The organism is Psychrobacter sp. I-STPA6b, assembly GCF_020662265.1.
In the GTDB taxonomy this organism is placed as follows: Bacteria; Pseudomonadota; Gammaproteobacteria; order Pseudomonadales; family Moraxellaceae; genus Psychrobacter.
The window spans coordinates 38,719-56,623 of sequence record NZ_VEWM01000095.1 but is presented as its reverse complement, the minus strand read 5'-3'; the positions used below and the strand labels follow the sequence as shown (position 1 = coordinate 56,623).

The 17,905-nt window shown below is 38.7% G+C and carries 15 protein-coding genes and 2 tRNA genes; 7 read left to right on the top strand and 10 right to left on the bottom strand.

From position 1 onward, the window contains the following. Window positions 1-22 precede the first annotated feature (22 nt). Window positions 23-1,057 (top strand): threonine aldolase family protein, encoded by a 1,035-nt coding sequence (locus tag FHK88_RS12020; RefSeq protein ID WP_227430966.1) that lies wholly within the window; start codon window positions 23-25, stop codon window positions 1,055-1,057. Here the strand turns inward: FHK88_RS12020 and FHK88_RS12015 are convergent. Continuing rightward, on the bottom strand, window positions 1,046-2,248 hold the full coding sequence (locus tag FHK88_RS12015) for a DEAD/DEAH box helicase (protein ID WP_227431000.1): 1,203 nt from the start codon (window positions 2,246-2,248) through the stop codon (window positions 1,046-1,048). The two genes, FHK88_RS12020 and FHK88_RS12015, sit on opposite strands and share 12 nt — an antisense overlap. 433 nt (window positions 2,249-2,681) lie before the next feature. Next, window positions 2,682-2,894, bottom strand: a complete 213-nt coding sequence (locus FHK88_RS12010) for a cold shock domain-containing protein (protein ID WP_227430965.1) — start codon at window positions 2,892-2,894, stop codon at window positions 2,682-2,684. Window positions 2,895-3,339: 445 nt separating this feature from the next. Here FHK88_RS12010 and aroQ point away from each other — a divergent pair, with 445 nt between their 5' ends. Beyond that, a complete protein-coding gene (gene aroQ / locus FHK88_RS12005; protein WP_227430964.1) occupies window positions 3,340-3,852 on the top strand; it encodes a type II 3-dehydroquinate dehydratase in 513 nt (170 codons plus the stop codon). 99 nt (window positions 3,853-3,951) lie between these two features. Next, window positions 3,952-5,250, top strand: a complete 1,299-nt coding sequence (locus tag FHK88_RS12000) for an ABC1 kinase family protein (protein WP_413680513.1) — start codon at window positions 3,952-3,954, stop codon at window positions 5,248-5,250. Window positions 5,251-5,294: 44 nt separating this feature from the next. On the opposite strand, the gene FHK88_RS11995 is transcribed toward FHK88_RS12000, so the two are convergent. Beyond that, window positions 5,295-6,125, bottom strand: a complete 831-nt coding sequence (locus FHK88_RS11995; protein WP_227430962.1) for an ion transporter — start codon at window positions 6,123-6,125, stop codon at window positions 5,295-5,297. Between the two features lie 170 nt (window positions 6,126-6,295). Here FHK88_RS11995 and FHK88_RS11990 point away from each other — a divergent pair, with 170 nt between their 5' ends. After that, a complete protein-coding gene (locus tag FHK88_RS11990; RefSeq protein ID WP_227430961.1) occupies window positions 6,296-7,039 on the top strand; it encodes a YebC/PmpR family DNA-binding transcriptional regulator in 744 nt (247 codons plus the stop codon). A 41-nt stretch (window positions 7,040-7,080) separates the two neighbouring features. Here FHK88_RS11990 and FHK88_RS11985 read toward each other — a convergent pair whose 3' ends face one another. Then, window positions 7,081-7,779 (bottom strand): hypothetical protein, encoded by a 699-nt coding sequence (locus FHK88_RS11985; RefSeq protein ID WP_227430960.1) that lies wholly within the window; start codon window positions 7,777-7,779, stop codon window positions 7,081-7,083. A 220-nt stretch (window positions 7,780-7,999) separates the two neighbouring features. On the opposite strand from FHK88_RS11985, the gene FHK88_RS11980 reads away from it, so the two are divergent. Then, the gene (locus FHK88_RS11980; RefSeq protein ID WP_227430959.1) at window positions 8,000-8,560 is read left to right on the top strand and encodes a hypothetical protein; all 561 of its coding nucleotides are present in this window, start codon (window positions 8,000-8,002) and stop codon (window positions 8,558-8,560) included. Between the two features lie 309 nt (window positions 8,561-8,869). Here the strand turns inward: FHK88_RS11980 and ftsY are convergent, their stop codons facing one another. After that, the gene (gene ftsY, locus FHK88_RS11975; RefSeq protein WP_227430958.1) at window positions 8,870-10,036 is read right to left on the bottom strand and encodes a signal recognition particle-docking protein FtsY; all 1,167 of its coding nucleotides are present in this window, start codon (window positions 10,034-10,036) and stop codon (window positions 8,870-8,872) included. 207 nt (window positions 10,037-10,243) lie between these two features. Here ftsY and FHK88_RS11970 point away from each other — a divergent pair. Together FHK88_RS11970 and FHK88_RS11965 are read left to right on the top strand one after the other, a co-directional pair. Further along, window positions 10,244-10,319: transfer RNA gene (locus FHK88_RS11970), tRNA-Val, on the top strand. Between the two features lie 19 nt (window positions 10,320-10,338). Continuing rightward, a tRNA-Asp gene (locus FHK88_RS11965) sits at window positions 10,339-10,415 on the top strand. A gap of 290 nt (window positions 10,416-10,705) precedes the next feature. Here the strand turns inward: FHK88_RS11965 and FHK88_RS11960 are convergent. The 5 genes from FHK88_RS11960 to FHK88_RS11940 form a co-directional block, all read right to left on the bottom strand. Further along, a complete protein-coding gene (locus FHK88_RS11960) occupies window positions 10,706-11,860 on the bottom strand; it encodes an McrC family protein (RefSeq protein WP_227429695.1) in 1,155 nt (384 codons plus the stop codon). Between the two features lie 157 nt (window positions 11,861-12,017). Continuing rightward, window positions 12,018-13,928 (bottom strand): AAA family ATPase, encoded by a 1,911-nt coding sequence (locus tag FHK88_RS11955; protein WP_227429696.1) that lies wholly within the window; start codon window positions 13,926-13,928, stop codon window positions 12,018-12,020. 302 nt (window positions 13,929-14,230) lie between these two features. Further along, window positions 14,231-14,506: a hypothetical protein gene (locus FHK88_RS11950; protein ID WP_227429697.1), complete on the bottom strand. Its 276-nt coding sequence runs from the start codon at window positions 14,504-14,506 to the stop codon at window positions 14,231-14,233. Window positions 14,507-14,688: 182 nt separating this feature from the next. Then, the gene (locus FHK88_RS11945; RefSeq protein ID WP_227429698.1) at window positions 14,689-15,471 is read right to left on the bottom strand and encodes a hypothetical protein; all 783 of its coding nucleotides are present in this window, start codon (window positions 15,469-15,471) and stop codon (window positions 14,689-14,691) included. A gap of 119 nt (window positions 15,472-15,590) precedes the next feature. Continuing rightward, window positions 15,591-17,897 (bottom strand): hydantoinase B/oxoprolinase family protein, encoded by a 2,307-nt coding sequence (locus tag FHK88_RS11940; RefSeq protein WP_227429699.1) that lies wholly within the window; start codon window positions 17,895-17,897, stop codon window positions 15,591-15,593. Window positions 17,898-17,905 lie beyond the last annotated feature (8 nt).

The following is a 17,905-nucleotide window of genomic DNA, read 5'->3' as shown; positions in this document are numbered from 1 at the left end:
AAATCATTAGAGCATCGCAACCATGACATACAGTTTTTTAAACGATTATAGTGAAAGCGCACACCCAGATATCATCACTGCCTTACAAGATATCCATTTACAACAGCACACAGGCTATGGCTTTGATGATATCTCAGAAGTCGTTAAAGCGACTTTGCGTCAACAGCTTAATAACAATGACATTGCCATACATTTTGCCATCACAGGGACACAAACCAATCAAGTCTGTATCGCCTCTCTACTATCTCCGATTGATGGCATCATTGCCAGTGATATTGGACACATTGCCAGTAATGAAGCAGGTGCAATCGAAGCCACAGGACATAAAGTCATCACCGCACCACATACGGATGGAAAGCTTACTGTCTCAGCGATTGATGACGTATATCAGCGCCATCAATTTTTACCCCACGTTGTCCGTGCCAAAGCCGTCTATCTTTCTAATAGTACAGAGCTTGGCACGGTCTACACTTATGACGATCTAAAAGCCATCTCTGACTATTGCCGAGCGCATCAGCTATATCTATTTATTGACGGTGCAAGGCTTGGTTCAGCACTTGCTAGTGAAGAAAATACTGGCTCACTGGCTGATATAGCCGAACTTGCAGATATATTCTGGTTGGGTGGCACAAAAATGGGTGCAATGTTTGGTGAAGCCATCATTATTCCCAATACCAAACTTGCCGAAGATTTTGCTGTGCATCTCAAGCAACGTGGTGCATTGATGGCTAAAGGCTATCTATTAGCGTTACAATTTAAGGTATTGCTGGATAATGACAAATATCTAAAGCTGTGCCAACATGCCAACCTAATGGCAACACGTCTCTCTGATGCACTACTAGCACAAGGTATTCAGCTTTATGCACCACTACAGAGTAACCAAGTCTTTGCCATATTACCTGACTCGCTTATTCAAGCGCTCAAGACAGATTTTGCCTTTTATGAATGGAAAAAACTGGATAATCAGCATAGTATCGTACGCTTTGTCACCTCATGGGCGACAGCAGATAAACAAATAGATAAGTTTATTGCGACATTAGAAAACCTAAAAACTTAAATACTCAAGGTCAAATTTAGTCTGTAAATGTGACTCTAAAGCAGGCAGGTTAAACGCATCATCTTCACTCACAAAGCTAATGCTAATGCCTGTCTGCCCTGCCCGCCCCGTACGTCCAATCCGATGCACATAATCGTCAGGCTGTTCAGGTAAAGTGTAGTTAATCACATGGCTGACTTCATCGACATGAATACCTCGCCCTGCCACATCTGTCGCCACCATCACTTCAGCATCACCATTTTTAAAACGCTCTAAATATTTTTCACGTTGAGACTGCGCCACATCACCTGATAACATCACCGTTTTAAAGTGCGAGCGCAGTTTATGATATAAGCGCTTTACTTGGTCTTTACGATTGGCAAATATAATCACTTTAGAGACATCCTGTTGCTGAAGTATCTGCTGTAACGCCTCTAACTTTTTAGCTTCAGTCAAAATATAAAAATGCTGTTGCACCAGCTCACTGGTTTTATGCTCAGGCTCAATCTCTACAAAAATGGGTTGATAGAGCCAACGATAAGCAAGATTCATCACATCTTGATTAAATGTTGCCGAAAATAGCAAACTTTGACGGTCAGTATTGGCAGGCATTTGCCCAATCAGCGTTTTAACTGCTGGTATAAACCCCATATCCAGCATTCTATCTGCCTCATCTAATACCAATACCTCAATGCGGTCTAAAAAGACTTCATTTTTCTCAATCAAGTCCAACAATCGCCCTGGTGTCGCAATAATAATATCTACAAACCCCTGTGATAACTTCTGTAACTGCGCTTGATATTCCACCCCACCCATCAAACAGACACTATGTAGCTGTGTATGCTGTGTCATTTGTAAGCAGTCCTCATAAATCTGCTGTGCCAGCTCTCGGGTCGGTGCAAGCACCAATGCTCTTGGCTCACCTAGATAGCGTTGCTCATCTTGAGCAAATGGATGCTTAAGCAAAAACTCAATCAAAGTTAATAAAAAAGTAGCCGTCTTACCTGTACCTGTCTGTGCCTGACCAATGGCATCTTGCCCCGCCAATGTATGCGGTAAAATCTGTGCCTGAATCGGTGTTAGCTTCTCAAACCCTAACGCTTGTACTGCTTGTAGGGTCTGTGGTGACAAAGGTAAAGACTCAAAAGTAGAAAAATCTGAGGTTAACTCTGATTGGGTATCAGGGTCGGTGTCTATATTTGTATCATTCATCATTGTATTAGAATTGCTCATATCACTTGTCATATTAGCAGTAGTCAATGCAAACATCCTTATTATTATTGAAACTTATTATTAAAACATTAAAGCTATAATTATTTAACCACACAATACAAGAATAGCAATCTCTAAATAAAAAAATAGACAAAAAAACAAGCCAATGCAGATGATTTATTTAACACAAACCACCCACATTGGCTTAGATTATACTGGATAGCACCATATATTTGCTATTTATCAAAACTTTCGTAAAAACTTATCAAAATACCAAGAAACTGGCGACAAAATATAAGTATTATCTGACCACCAGAGTATAAGTGTTGCTATACAATGCTTTATATCAAGTGTTACCTGTCCTATAGCTACCAACCATACAGCACAGCGACACATTCTAATATAAAGTATGAAAAGGCACAGCCATTTGCAGTTATTGAACTTTCGTTACTTCTTCTGCTTGTAGACCTTTTTGTCCTTCAACAACTTTGAATTCTACCTTTTCACCATCTTGTAGCGAACGATAGCCTTCACCTTGAATGGCACGGAAATGAACAAAAATATCCTCACCACTCTCACGTTGAATAAAGCCAAAGCCTTTTGAATCGTTAAACCACTTAACAACACCTTGCTCACGATCTGACATAATAAAACTTCCTAAACAAACGAAAACAAATACTGATAACCACTACTCATATGAATGATACATAAATATTGCTATTTATACACATTTACTCATAATAGATACCAGTGTGAGTATATACTCACTGACCAAAAAAATTAAATAACAAATTGTTGATGCAAAATCCGCTATGATATGTCTTACTGCTTTAAGCATCATACATAGAGTACATAGTCTGTTATGCAACCCACATTCTGCTTCACAATTTTATGATGTATGCCAGTCAATCGTTATCATCGTGTTTATTATGATTTAGAGTGAATCTGGTTCATCCATATTTATCGCATCAAGCAGACTGTAATAATATAGAAATATATTCTATCTAAAAAAATATCATAGCATGCTAATTTTGTAACACAAAGTGTTTTAACATAAATTTCATGCAATTTATTGTAATATTGGAGTCAACATGTCTGATTTAACCTCCGTTCAATTAAATCAATCACAAAAAACTGTCCAATTAAAACAAGTTTTACTTATCAATGGTCCAAACCTAAATTTACTTGGCAAACGTGAGCCTGAGATTTACGGCTCAGATACATTAACAGACATCGAAGAAAATCTAAAAAATATTGCTAAAAATCAAAATATTAACTTAATCTGCTTCCAGTCTAACCATGAAGGTGAAATTTTAGATACCATTCACCAATTTGGTTTGCTCAACCCAGTACAGCAACGTGTTGATGGTATTATTATTAATCCTGGTGCATTTACACATACTTCCATTGCCATACGTGATGCATTATTGGCAGTTTCAGTTCCTTTTATTGAAGTTCATTTATCCAACGTTCATCAACGTGAATCTTTTCGCACCCACTCTTATTTAAGTGACTGTGCTATTGGGGTTATTTGTGGATTTGGCGCACAAGGTTATGAAATGGCTTTACAATATCTGGCAAGGCAATATACAAATAAAGATTAAAAATAAAAATATGGCAAATAATGTAGAAAATATAGTAAAAATTTTTTGTATTTTTTTGAAAAAATAGATTTTAAAGCAACTTCCAAGGTAATGATAATTATGGCAAGCTCAGGTAAACGTTTTATGAAGCTGGCAGGTATGACCGCCAGTATCGCAGGAAAAGCAGCAAAAAACTCATTAAAGCATCTATCTAGTGATGAGACTAAACGTAATGAGGCACGAGCCGAACTTATGCAGGATGTTGGTTTGCAAATTGCTGATACACTTGGTGAGATGAAAGGGGCGGTCATGAAAGTCGGGCAGATTGCCTCACAATATAAAGACATCTTTCCACCTGAAATTGCTAAGTCCTTAGAAAAGCTACAAAAAGATGCACCTCCCATGCCGTTTGCCGTTATCAAAAAACAAGTAGAAAAAGAGCTACGCAAGCCAATTACAGAGAGCTTTGCGCAGTTTGAAACTGAGCCATTTGCGGCAGCTTCTATTGGTCAGGTACATCGAGCGACGCTACCATCAGGACAAAAGGTGGTGGTCAAAGTCCAATATCCAGATGTGGATAAAAACTGTGATAGCGACCTAAAACAAGTTCGTATGGCTTTAAAAATTGCTGGCGTACTCAATATGAGCCGTGAGCTACAAGATCAGCTATTTCATGAAATCCGTCAAAGTTTGCATGATGAGCTAGATTATGTCAAAGAAGCACAAAACCTAGCTATTTTCGGCGCATTTCATGAAAAAGACGGTGGCATTATTATTCCTAAAGTGATTAGCAGTCATTCGTCAAAACGAGTCTTAACTCTGACTGAAGAGATGGGAGAGTCATTAGAGGTAGCGGCAACATGGGATAATGCCATTAAGCAAAAAATTGCTAAGCATCTGTTCCATTTTAGTGCAGGACAACTATTTGAATTATATCGTATGCACTGTGACCCACATCCAGGCAACTTTGCTTTCCGCCCCGATGGTAGCGTTGTTGCTTATGACTTTGGTGGTATTCGTAGTTATTCTGATGCTGAGGTACAACTTTTTAGACGCTTTGTCAAACATGCTATAAAATCTGACATCACTGCTTTAGAGCAGGATTTGGTAACCTTAGGCATTCGCCGTCGTGATGATGAGATTATCCCCAGTGAATTTTATCAGCAGTGGATAGATATTATGCTAAAACCATTAGCCATTGCCCCCTATTATCAAGGAGAATTTGATTACGGGAACAGTGATGTGCACTTTGCAGTTATGGAAAATTTTAAAAGCTCATTAAAGTACTTTAATCAATTTCAACCTTCAGCAACCACAATGATGGTTGATAGAACCGTATCAGGACAATACTGGAACTTGGTTAACCTCGGTGTCAGTGTCGACTTTTCTGAAGACGTGCGCCATTATGTTGATTACTAAGCTTTGTTGCAGCACAACTAACAAAGATAAACCACTATAAATCACTACAAATGCAGGTCGTGACCACAACGGTCACAAAAATTGGCAGCAGCAGCATGCCCAAATTTACCACAGTTTGGGCAAGTAATGGGGTGTAGCTGTGGGCGCATGGTCTTTGCTAACTCAGCCGTAAAAATACCCGTTGGTACGGCAATGATTGAATAACCAGTTATCATCACCATACTTGCTATCGCTTGACCAAGTGGAGTTTTTGGTGACATATCACCATAACCCACCGTGGTTAAAGTTACGATTGCCCAATAGATGGATAACGGAATACTGGTAAAGCCATTTTCTGGACCTTCAACCACATAAACCACTGAGCCAAATATCGTCACCAATAACAGCACGGATAGGAAAAAGACTGTGATTTTATGCTGACTGGTTTTGAGTGCCGCAGCCAAGAAACCTGCCTGTTGCATATAAGCCTTAAGCTTTAATACCCTAAAGACTCGCAACATACGCAGTACACGTACGACAATCAGATACTGAACACCACCAAAGAATAAGCTTAAATAACTGGGTAACACAGATAATAAATCGACGATACCAAAAAAACTAAAAACATAGCGTAGGCGATTTGGTGCAGAGAACAACCGCAACAAATACTCTAAGGTAAATAAAATTGTAAAAAACCACTCTGCGTAAAAAAACAGTGTTCCATATTGCAAGCGCAAATATAAAACACTATCGAGCATAACAACACCGACACTGGCAATAATCGCAATCAATAGCACAATATCAAACAGTTTTCCTAGCGGTGTATCTGTACCTTCAACGATAATATGGATACGATTACGTAAATGATTGATGGCATCAGCAGTGGTGGATTTCATATAATGACTGAGTCTCTATTGGGCATAATTCGGGATACTGTAGTACAAATATGACGGATTGGCTATAATAATGTTTTCGTCATCTGGCGCTATTATACGTTAAACTAGCGCATACAGCCATTTAACCCAGTGTTTATCATATATATTTACAAGTTATTTAAGGAAGTAGCATGGCAGGTCACTCCAAATGGGCTAATATTAAACATCGTAAAGCCAAGCAAGACGCAGCAAAAGGTAAGGTTTTTACCAAAATTATTCGAGAAATTGTCTCAGCAGCCAAGCAAGGTGAGCCTGAGCCAGACAAAAACCCTCGTCTTAGAGCTGCTGTTGAAAAAGCATTATCCGTCAATATGACTAAAGACACCATTAAACGTGCTATTGAGCGTGGTGCTGGTGGTGGTGACAGTGATAATGTTGAAGAAATCACCTATGAAGGCTACGGTGTTGGTGGTGTTGCTGTCTTGGTCGAAACCATGACAGACAACGTTAACCGTACCGTTGGTGAAGTACGCCATGCCTTTAGTAAACATGATGGTAATCTTGGTACGTCAGGCTCAGTGGCTTATTTATTTAGCAAGCGTGGTGAGATTATCTTTGACGATGTCTCACTTGAAGATGAAGTCATGATGGTTGCTTTAGATGCAGGTGCAGTCGATATCGAAAATGATGGTGATTCACTGGTTGTTGTGACTGACCCTGAAAACTTTGGTACTGTCAAAGATGCCTTAAACGAGGCAGGGCTGGTTTCTGATAATGCTGAAGTAACGATGTCACCATCAACCACTGCTGATATTGATAATATTGATGATGCTCAAAAAGTTATGAAAATGATTGAAATGCTTGAAGACTTAGATGATGTGCAAGAAGTTTATACTAATGTCAACTTTAGTGATGACATCATGGCACAGCTATAGTAAGTGACCTACATATAATAAATGATTTAGACAGTCCTTATTTATCCGTTGACTGACTGTACATCAATAATCTTATGGCTCGGGTATCGGGTAATATGGATTTTCTGAAAGCCACTGTCATGAAGCAGTGGCTTTTTTGCAGCAACTAAAATCCCGTTTGACTGATATTTATCTGTATGTACCAAAAGCCATAACTCATCTAATGTGCGACGGCGCTGATAAGCATCTACTTTATGTGCCTTTTTTTGTAAAACAGCATCCATATCAGCTTGGCTAATCTCTGAAAAATGATGACGATATTCAGAAAACTGATAATCTGGCATATACCAAGTAGAAATTGGTAAACGAAAATTCTCAAAACCATACTGATATAAACCTTCAGTATCTATCTGCAAATATAGTGATTGCTCATCATATTCTCTTTTATATTGGCTATCTATTTTATTAGTAGTATTAGCATTGATACGTGCCAACACTCTTAAAGACTGCCAATACCAACGCTTTGCAATCAAGCCCACCTCCCCCATTTGGTCTCGCAGACGTGGCAATGTTGTCAACTCTATACCGATATAACGTAACTGCTCATTTTGCCAAAATATCAGCGTAAAATCTGGCTCATGTCCATCATCTTCACCAGAGATGATATGCACAGGGTCTAAGCCTGTAATGGCAAGATAGTGACATAAATACACCCACTCTCGCTGGCGTTTGCTTTGTCGTTGCTGGCTATGATATTGCATATTAAAACCTATATTCACAACCCATAAATGGTAGTTTTTACCTAACAATACTCTAATTTTGGCTTATGAGTTTAGATTATTATTTTTTGATTAGTGTCTACCATCATGATATGTCTTAAAAGATTGATTCAACTCATAACTTTTAGTATAAATAAAAATGGTTATATCTTATTTCAACAATTATCATCTACAACAACCCATAACAAAAGGACGTAATAACATGATACAAACCATTAAAACTCCATCAGCCTTCAGTATGACTATCAGTATTATGTTAAGTAGTTTGCTCACTCTAACAGCTTGCCAAACCAGTAACCCTGCAAAAATCCCAACAAAAAGTTCAACAAAGACTGGCTCAGACACAGCTACCCATATACCCTCAGGTGGTATTGAGCTTGATTATAAAATATTACTCAACTCAAGCTATGATGACTTTGGATCAACCACAAAAAGTGAAGCCTATCAAAAGGTTATTGATGATAGTCAAACCTTTCAGCAAGAATTTGCCAAATTTAGCAATGCCTTAGCCCCAAGCATTGATTTTTCCAAACAACGTGTGGTGATGGATAGCTTAGGATTATTATATAGTGGCTCAATGGAAACGACTGTAAAACAAGTCTATGATGATGGTGAGTTTGTTCATGTTATTTTCCTGCATACAAGCAGAGATGCCAACTGCCCTGTAACAATGGCTCTTAGTCGTCCTCATGTTTTTATCAGTCTTGAAAATACAAGACCCATTAAAATCCATACTGAGTCCATGACAGAAACTTGTGACTGACTTATAATTTTTTATGTCACACCATGACTGGTAAGAAGAGCGTATCAATAATTTCATTTTTATCATTATTTATCATTCATATTTGTGACTTTCTCTTCTATAGTCCATTCAACCACAAATGAAGCTAAAAGTTAACCGTTCTGTATGGATCTGACGACGTCATATTAATAGCTCTTCGCCCAAACAAGAGGGATTACTAACTATCCACTCTTGTAAATCTTGGCTCTCTTTTAACTGCATTTGAGAAAACGACACTGTCTCCAACTTTATCATTTCTCGATTTTTTATATCAATCTGATACATAGCAGTTTATTCTTTATCAGTCTCAAACAACGCTGCAACAAACTGTTTTGGACTAAAGGCTCGCAAATCATCAATTGACTCACCGACACCAATATAACGTATGGGAATGTCTGTCGTCTCGGCAATATTAAATACCACACCACCTTTTGCCGTACCATCCAGCTTAGTAATGGTAATCCCTGTCAAAGGTACTGCATCATTAAAGATTTGTACCTGATTAATTGCATTCTGCCCTGTACCTGCATCTAACACAATCATACCCTCATGAGGTGCAGTTGGGTCAGCTTTACGCATCACACGTACTACCTTTTCTAGCTCTGCCATTAGGTGAGTTTTATTTTGCAGTCGCCCTGCTGTATCTGCAATCAGTACATCAATATTTTTTGCTTTTGCTGACTGCATTGCATCAAAAATAACCGAAGCACTATCCGAGCCATGACCCTGTGCAATAACTGGGATATTGTTACGCTCTCCCCAGACTTGTAATTGCTCTGTCGCTGCTGCACGGAAGGTATCCCCTGCTGCCAACATCACTGACTTGCCCTCAGCTTGCAAACGCTTAGCCAACTTACCAATGGTCGTGGTCTTCCCTACCCCATTGACACCCACCATTAAAATAACAAATGGCTTTTTACTCGTATCAATGACTAATGGTGCAACTTTTGGCTCTAAAATATCCACCAACTCTTTTTGTAGTGCCTTATATAAGGAATGCGAATAAATCAAATCTCCCCTATCTGTCTGCTCTGTCAAGCTAGTAATGATACGATTGGTTGCATTGACGCCAATATCAGCGACTAGTAGCTGGTCTTCAACTTCTTCTAATAGCTCATCATCAATCTCTTTACCACCAATTAAGATATTAACCATACCCTCTGCTAAGTTCTTACGCGACTTAGACAGACCTGATTTCATCCTATCAAACCAACTACCCTTTTTAGGTTTATCTTCAGTAGCCTCCACTTCATCTGTACTAATAGGTGTGGACTGTATATTAGATGGTGCGATTATCTCATTTTTATTTTTCTCTATAGCATCTGTTTCATTTGTGATACCTGATGATTCAACAATAGGCACTTGCTGAACTGGCATACTTGGTAAAGTAATGTCGTCATCATCTAAATCACCATCTAAGTCAATAACGATACGGCTAGGATTGTTACTATTATTCATATATCTACTCAAACTCATCTAGTCAGGTTATTTTATTACTATCTAGTTTAGCATATTGCACAGTTTGGCATAATCTATCATCTTGATATTCAGGTATCTTAATTAGCATTTTGCTAATCAAAACAGCAAACACCATATATTTTGCAATTATCTAAAAAAAACATTTGACACTGAAACTCAAATCTATATAATACACACCCACAGCAAGGGTGGTTAGCTCAGTTGGTAGAGCGTCTGCCTTACACGCAGAATGTCGGCGGTTCGAACCCGTCACCACCCACCACTTGTTGTAAACGACCTAAGCAGCGGTAGTTCAGTTGGTTAGAATACCGGCCTGTCACGCCGGGGGTCGCGGGTTCGAGTCCCGTCCGCTGCGCCATATTTCAAAACTAGATTTTAGACTAAAAGTTTAAACAAGTTTCGCCTCAAGTATCCCCTTACTTGGGGTTTTTTTATGTCTGTAGGTTTTTGGTTTGTCAGGAGTTTATGATATTTTGGGTGTAATGATGAGTTGGATTATTGGTCTTAGGTACTTTTAAAAATGCCTCTCTATATTTTAATTTAATTATAAAATAAAATTAGAAAAACCACGGTGACCATCTGCTCTGTAGCCAACTGGTGACCATTTTGTGACCAAAGCTATTAAAAACTAGTATCAAGAAGCAAATCTTAATTATCAAAACAATTTAGTTCTTTATTATTTAGAATAGGCACAGCAATCGGAACTTTATAAAACTTAGTAAAGCCTTTAATTGCATTTCCATCTGTTAAGCTATCAGGTAGCTCATTTCCCTCTCTTTGGTCCGTATAGATAACCACACAGCTAACCACGTTCATGGTTTGCACCTCTTCTGTATGATAACCTAATTTATTTAATATACCTTTGTCTCTTGCATAGCCACTTATTTGTCTAATATCTTCAATGATATTACTTAATCCTCTGTCCTTTTGATAAGTAGGTTTGTATTTTGCATCAATAATAAGTGGCTGTACGTCATCTATGAGTAAATAATCGGGGCTTCCGTAGCTACCTTTGGCTTGAAATATAATCTTCTCTGCATATTTGTCTTTTAAAAGTCCCAAAACATACAGCTCAAAAAGCTTCGACATATCTATCCAGAATGGCGGTACAGTTGTCTCTTGTGTAGTGCTATTTTCAATTTCATTAATATGATAGCCAAAGCGCTTAAGAATGATTTGAGACAATGTTAGTGCTTCTTGATACTCTTTATAAAATGGATTGCGCTTAGTGGCTTTCATTTCATGCAAGTTTACTTTATCACTAACCATCTCAAATGCAGGCATACAGAAATCCATTAGATGTTTCATTGAGTGGTGATATTCTGGACACTTTGCCAAATAACGTTGAACAAACTTTAATGTACGTTTTAAAACCCTATTTTCAACACTATTAAATCCAAATTCATCATAGCGACAGTATGTGTTAGTAGGTTTGTTTCTGGTCAGGTTTTTATTTATATTCTCAGCGACTAATACCCTGCCTTTAATCTTACAAGTAAGATTATGCTCAACCTTATAATAAGATTGCCGCAAGCCTTTACGCACAATATCTTTTACTAACTGAAGAAACTGCATGATTAGTAGCGGTGTTAATAAATCAAATTGTTGATTTATTTCGATAAAAGGTTCGTTTAGCTTAATGTGGTATAGATCTTTGGTGTTTTTAGCGATATCACCATGAGTCAAACATGAGTGAAGCATGCCAAGATAATCAATTTGTTTATCACCCTCATTAATTTTCGGTGCAACATAAATGGCTTGTTGGTTCTTAACAAGCCAGTCTGCACCGATAAAGTATGACATTTTAAGTGATTGACTGCCTCTACCATAAATAACCTGAACGCAACGCTCATTGTTTATGTTGTCTTGAAAAAATATATCTGATACTTCTATACCTTCACAATCAAAGTCTATCTGATTGTGTTCTCGTATGGTCTCTAAGTGGTTAAATTGTATTAGCTTAGACATGTAAATTTCCTACAATGTCTTTAGCACTATCTAATAAGATGCCATCTTTTATATACTCATATAGTATCGGCTTAATCTCATAGTTAAGCTTTTGTCTAAGCTCAATAATAAAATCTTCATCAGACATATTCTTATCAGATGCAATAAAGTAGCTATGCCCTATACGCACATCGTTAGCATCAAAATCTGCTGACAGATAAGTATTATCGAATAGCTCCATTACCTCATTGTACAGCCTTTTAGCCTGTTCATTTTTCACAACATTAACGTTAGGCAAAACATTATAGAAAGCAAAGCGTCTGCGAATGGCATAGTCGATATGACCAACTGAGCGATCAGCTGTGTTCATAGTACCAATGATATATAGGTTTTTAGGCAATTTAATATTTCGTGAATTATTATGCTCATACATCGTCTGTATAGACTCACCACGATATTCAAGCGTATAAATAAGTTCTCCTAACACTGACGGTAGATTGGCTCGATTAATCTCATCAATTATTAGCACATAGTTACCATTAGGATTGTCGCAGGCTTCTTGGGCAATTTCAGCGAGTTTTTTATTTTCGACATGATAACTAATATTGCCCTCATCACTACTAGCAACTATGCCTCTGACAAAGTCCTCATAGGTATAAGCCGGATGAAATTGGATAATTTCATATTTTCCCTGTGCTTTAACTTCATTTGACTGTGTCAAATCCTGCCCAGACTTTAAATCAAAGTTATCCCAAATAATACGAGCAAACTCATTTTTCGTTATCTCAATGTTAAATTGCTTCTTTTTATCTAAGTATATTTCTGTCAATTTTTTATTTTTATCGAGTAAACTTAGACTCTCATCATAGCCTTGGAGTAACTTCAATGCGTTATCAATCGCTGTCTCGCTATTAATTGGGAAGTACACTTCTGGATAATAGCTTTGCAATACCTTAAGTACGAAACTATTGCCAAAGCGCTCAAAAGCTTGTGCCGTATTATGATTGTTGACTAGATCATGTAGAGTCTCGGCAATCATCTTCATGGCGAGATCATCATTTTCTATATCTTCAACGAAACCATGTTTACTATAAATATCCTTAGCTTTGCTCCAATATATCTTATAAGAAAGCGAACTACCGGGGAAATAGTAGCCCAAGCTTTGTAATCCTCTTTCTATCCACCAACAAAAAGAGTTATTTTCACCTGTCCCTATGCAGTAACTTTCTAAAGTAAGATCTTTGAGTTTTTCCCTAGGAAATGTATTATGAAAACCTGATAATAACTGTTGACACTTTTCACGCTCAAATTCAGTTTCTGTACTATCAGCATCAAATGATTGAATCAAGTCATCAATTATCTGATCTGGCGTTCCTTTATTTTCGGGCTGAATGATACGTTCTGCCACTAATTTAGCCAGTCTAGTTTTACCCGTACCTGGAGGACCTTGCAAAATAACTTGGTGTTTATATTTTAGAAGGTTAATTACTTCATTAATGTCAGAGTCACTCATAACTTTTTCATACCATTTTTTAATTGAGTTATTAGTTGGCGCACTATTATTAGAAGCCATATCACATCTTGTTAGAGCAGCTGTTGGAGCTATATAATAATCATATGCCTTATTATACCAATCAAGTATTTCAACTTTTCGTCTCCGTTGAAACCAATCTAAATCCTGATTAATATTCTTCTCAAACTTATAGTCGCCAACAACTTTAGTTAAAGCTATTATCGTACCTCCTCTTTTTATAGCGACAATATCTCCGATTTTCATTTGTTTGGCAAATTTGTATTCTTGTATTTTATCTTCATCTGGATCTTCCCAAACTCCAATCCCTATATAGCTAGTTTCTTCTAGTACCCTTCTCTCTCTACCCCAAGATAAATTATCAGGATGCAACTGCATATGCCAAAAATTCATTATTTATTCCTTATTTATATTTTTGCCTTAAGTATGACCGTTCAATATTAGCACCCATCTCAAAATTTTAATAAATAGTTTTAGCGAGAAACAAATCTTAGCATTATCTAAATTTCTAAGCTATAGTCATTTCAGATAATACAGCTACTTTTGTACCTATCCCCTAAAATAACACAGCTCAAACATAGAAATTCTTATAAAATATCTATAAGGAGTTTTAAAATGAGTAAACAAATGACAGAGAGTCAAATAGTATCGATACTAAAAGAAGCCGATGCAGGAATACCCGCCAAAGAGCTATGCTATTCGACTAAAGATAAAAATAGGCTGTAAGACCAGTTGTAATGTTCGGAAGATTCTCTTACCCAGACTGCTGAAGGTTGATTGGAGTGAGTCTTTCTATAAAGTTTGTCCTGTCTCTGTTCATCTAGATCATCCACATCTAGCACTCGGTGTGTAGTGGATAATAGTTGAACTGATTCACGTATCATTTTGCCCACATGTTTGTCTACATGACAATCGGCAGCCTCTGTATCATTATCAAAAAATAAAGTGCTCATTTTTTCTTCTAATAACATGAAAGTATTTCATTTTTAGACAGAGGGTTAAACCAAAGCTCTTATCACATCACCTTATACCTACTTTAGTACTATTTGACTATGACTATAACAAAAAACACACCTTCTTGGTTCTTGGGTGTGTTTTTTATCAAAAATAAATTATAAGGTTATGGCTTATCTAAGCTAACACCAACTTAACGTTAACCCAGCTTTTCTCTAAATTCTAGTACCTGCTCTGGTACAGCATTTTGGGCAATCTCGGTGAAAACCACCCCTGAAGTATCTACATTACTATCGCCTGATGTCCAATAATCAGAAGGTAGTACAGCAATGCTTAGCTGTGGGTCTTTAAAGATGATTTCGTTGTCTCGGCGTATACCAACAACCCATTGATAATGTTCAGCGGTATTTTTGATGGGCTGATAGGCTTCATCAGAGACATCACCTTCTCGCTCATCAAAAATAAGACCGGCAATATTTGCATCTTTAAAAGCACGTAACCAGTCAGCACAATAAATGGCTGCATTTTCAGCAGAGTCATCATCAAATTCATGCTCATCATCTGGCTTGGCTGCACGAGCAGTCAGATAAAGCATTTGTAGCGGTGATGGCATTTGTACCAATACGGGTACACGCTGGGTTTGCACAGTTGAGGCAACCAATGCACTGACAGCAGCTTTAAAGTCATCATTACCCATAAAGGTTTTTAGAGCATAGCCTGCCCGACTTTTTTCTCCCATCGCACTGGTCAGTTGCTCATTATCGGCAAGCTCTTGCATAATCATTTTGTCAATGGAGATGACGGATACTTCAGGCTTTAATAATGCTGCCGTTTGGCTTAAGTGATTGGCGTAGGCAGTTGCGTCATGCCATGGAATGGGTTTGCCTTGGAGCAAGACTTTTTGTGCATAGTCTTCGGCATTGATAATAAGTTTGGTATTAGTGGCTGAATCGTTTAATAAGTTTCTTAATCTATTTGGCATGATAATGTCCTTATTTATCAGGTTTTTGTTGTCTTCCTTAATGCATTGTTGGGACTTGACCACAAAAGCCAAATCCCAACGCACAGCGAAAAGTATTGCTTACACAACGTCTCTCATTGTTAGGTGAGATGTTGAATTTCGAGACCAAGGTCTGCTTCAAGCTCACGTACCCGAGCTTCAAGCTCTTCAATCCTAAGCACATGACGGTTTGGAACAGTGACCAATGGTAACTCATTTAGTTTACCATGAACTCGCTTCGGTTTGTTGTTTTCCCATATGGTAGCGTATAGCTCTTCGTCGTCATCTTGTCCCCATGAGCCGTAGTAGAATAAATCTTCTGGTGGCTCATCTTTGACATGTGTTTTCATAAACTCATCATAAGGCACGCCACGTTTTAGACGAGCTTGACGCTCTTCGTTACGCAGACGTTCTGTTGCCTCTTGGTCAACCACAAAGGTTTCTTCATCCCAAACAACTTTATAGATGTTGGTTGCGGTATGTGCTGAGATACGATTGAGTTGCAAGTCGTCCATCACAAGCTCTGGGTCACGCTCTAAGATGTCACCATAGCCACCACCAGAGCCTTGCGAAATCATGTACAGCTCACCTTCTTGGCAACGCTCAAACTGTAAGCCCATGTGATAGGTGATGTAGTCGCCACCTTCAAAAGGACGCTCATTCATGATGCGTTCAATAGATAGGTTAAACTGGCTGGGGTCATTTTTAATAATCTCATAGATATTAATATTTTTGACTATGGATAATGGATATGTTGGGCAACCATAACCACCAAACATTCCACCAACACTGGAGAACTTCGCACCAGAAGTAACGGTCATAAAGCCCCACTCAGGTGTGTTACGAGCAGCAACAATCATCTCATAGCCCATACCACCGCGATATTTACCAAAGCCTTGGTTGTCACGGACGATACGTTTTGAGACAAGCTGTAGGAAGGGTACTTCTTCTTCCATCACTTCTTGCTCACCAGTATCAGCCATGGCACAGAATAGAGGAGCAACAGCGTCTTCGCCATCTTTAAAGGCTTTTGCACCACCACCCATACCATTTAAGTCTGCACACAAGTTACCAACTTGTTCACCATGTTGTGTTTCACCACCCCATAAGAAGTCATTAATCTGGTTAAACCATGGAGCAATGACGTTGGCGTATTTATTAGGCATTGAGAACTGTAGTTTTGCATAAGCAGCTTGCAATGCAGTAAAGCCACGGAACGATGCTTGCAAGTTTTGTCCTGTTGGTGCGTCATAGCTACAGTCAGCCCATGTACCTTCATCACTGATAAACTCAATCGGTGATAATGCCCCTGTTGAGCGTGGTAGGTCAGGCCACCAATAAGATAATACCGCTTGGGCAAAGAAGGCTTTGGTCGATGCTAGTGGTGAGTTAATCGCACGGTTTAGGATTTCAGGACCTGTACCACGCAAGTCACAAACCATTGTGTCGCCTTTAACGGTGATTTTACAGGCAAACTTAATCAAGATGTTTTCTTTTAAGGTTGAGTCAACAAACTGATTAACAGTGACCGTACCATCTGGCATGGCATCAATACGGCGACGTACTTCTTCTTCCACGTCCTCAACGGTCATGCGAATCGCACCGATGAATGCGTCTAGACCATGCTCTTCGATAGAGCGGTCAACGATTTCCATCACACGGCGTACCGCACCCATTTTCACTTTAATATCCGCAAGCATAAGCTTAGGGTCACGTGTTGAGTGCTGTAAGAAGGTTAATAAGTCACGGCGTACTTTACCACGCTCAACGATTTTCATTGGTGAGCCACGTAAGCCATCATCAAATGGGGTTTCTGAACCTGATGGCATACCACCCGGCTCACAGGCACCGTTTTCACCTTCGTGAATAGTTGCACCTACCCATGCCACCACTTCACCATTACGGATAACGGGTGTTAGTAGTGATTGGTCAGTGTTATGCACACAGCCAAAGCGTGCATCATTATGGAAGAAACCATCACCTGGGTTGATACCAACGGTAGGCTCATCTTTCCAGTATTTCATGATGTAGCGAATGGGGTGATGCAGTACCGCTGAGAAGGCGATAACACCACGGTTTGACATATAGCAAACGTCACCTTGTGCAGTATAAACGGCAACTGATAAGTCCGCCCATTTCGCACCCGGAGCTGCCCCCATACTTTCACACATCTCGAAAGCTTCATCGAGTGAACCAACCAATCTGCGACGAATACGGTCGTATAAAATGGGGTCACTACCTTTAGCGATGACTTCTTTTTCTAGCTCAGAACGCTCTGAGATAGAGTGGTGACGCATAATTTCTGGGTCAGGACCCAAAAACAAGGTCGTTTCATTCATGAAATCTTCAACCCATGCTTTTTCTTCATCGGTCAATTCACGTTTTGGATTGTATGTATCTGTAGTCATGGTTATCT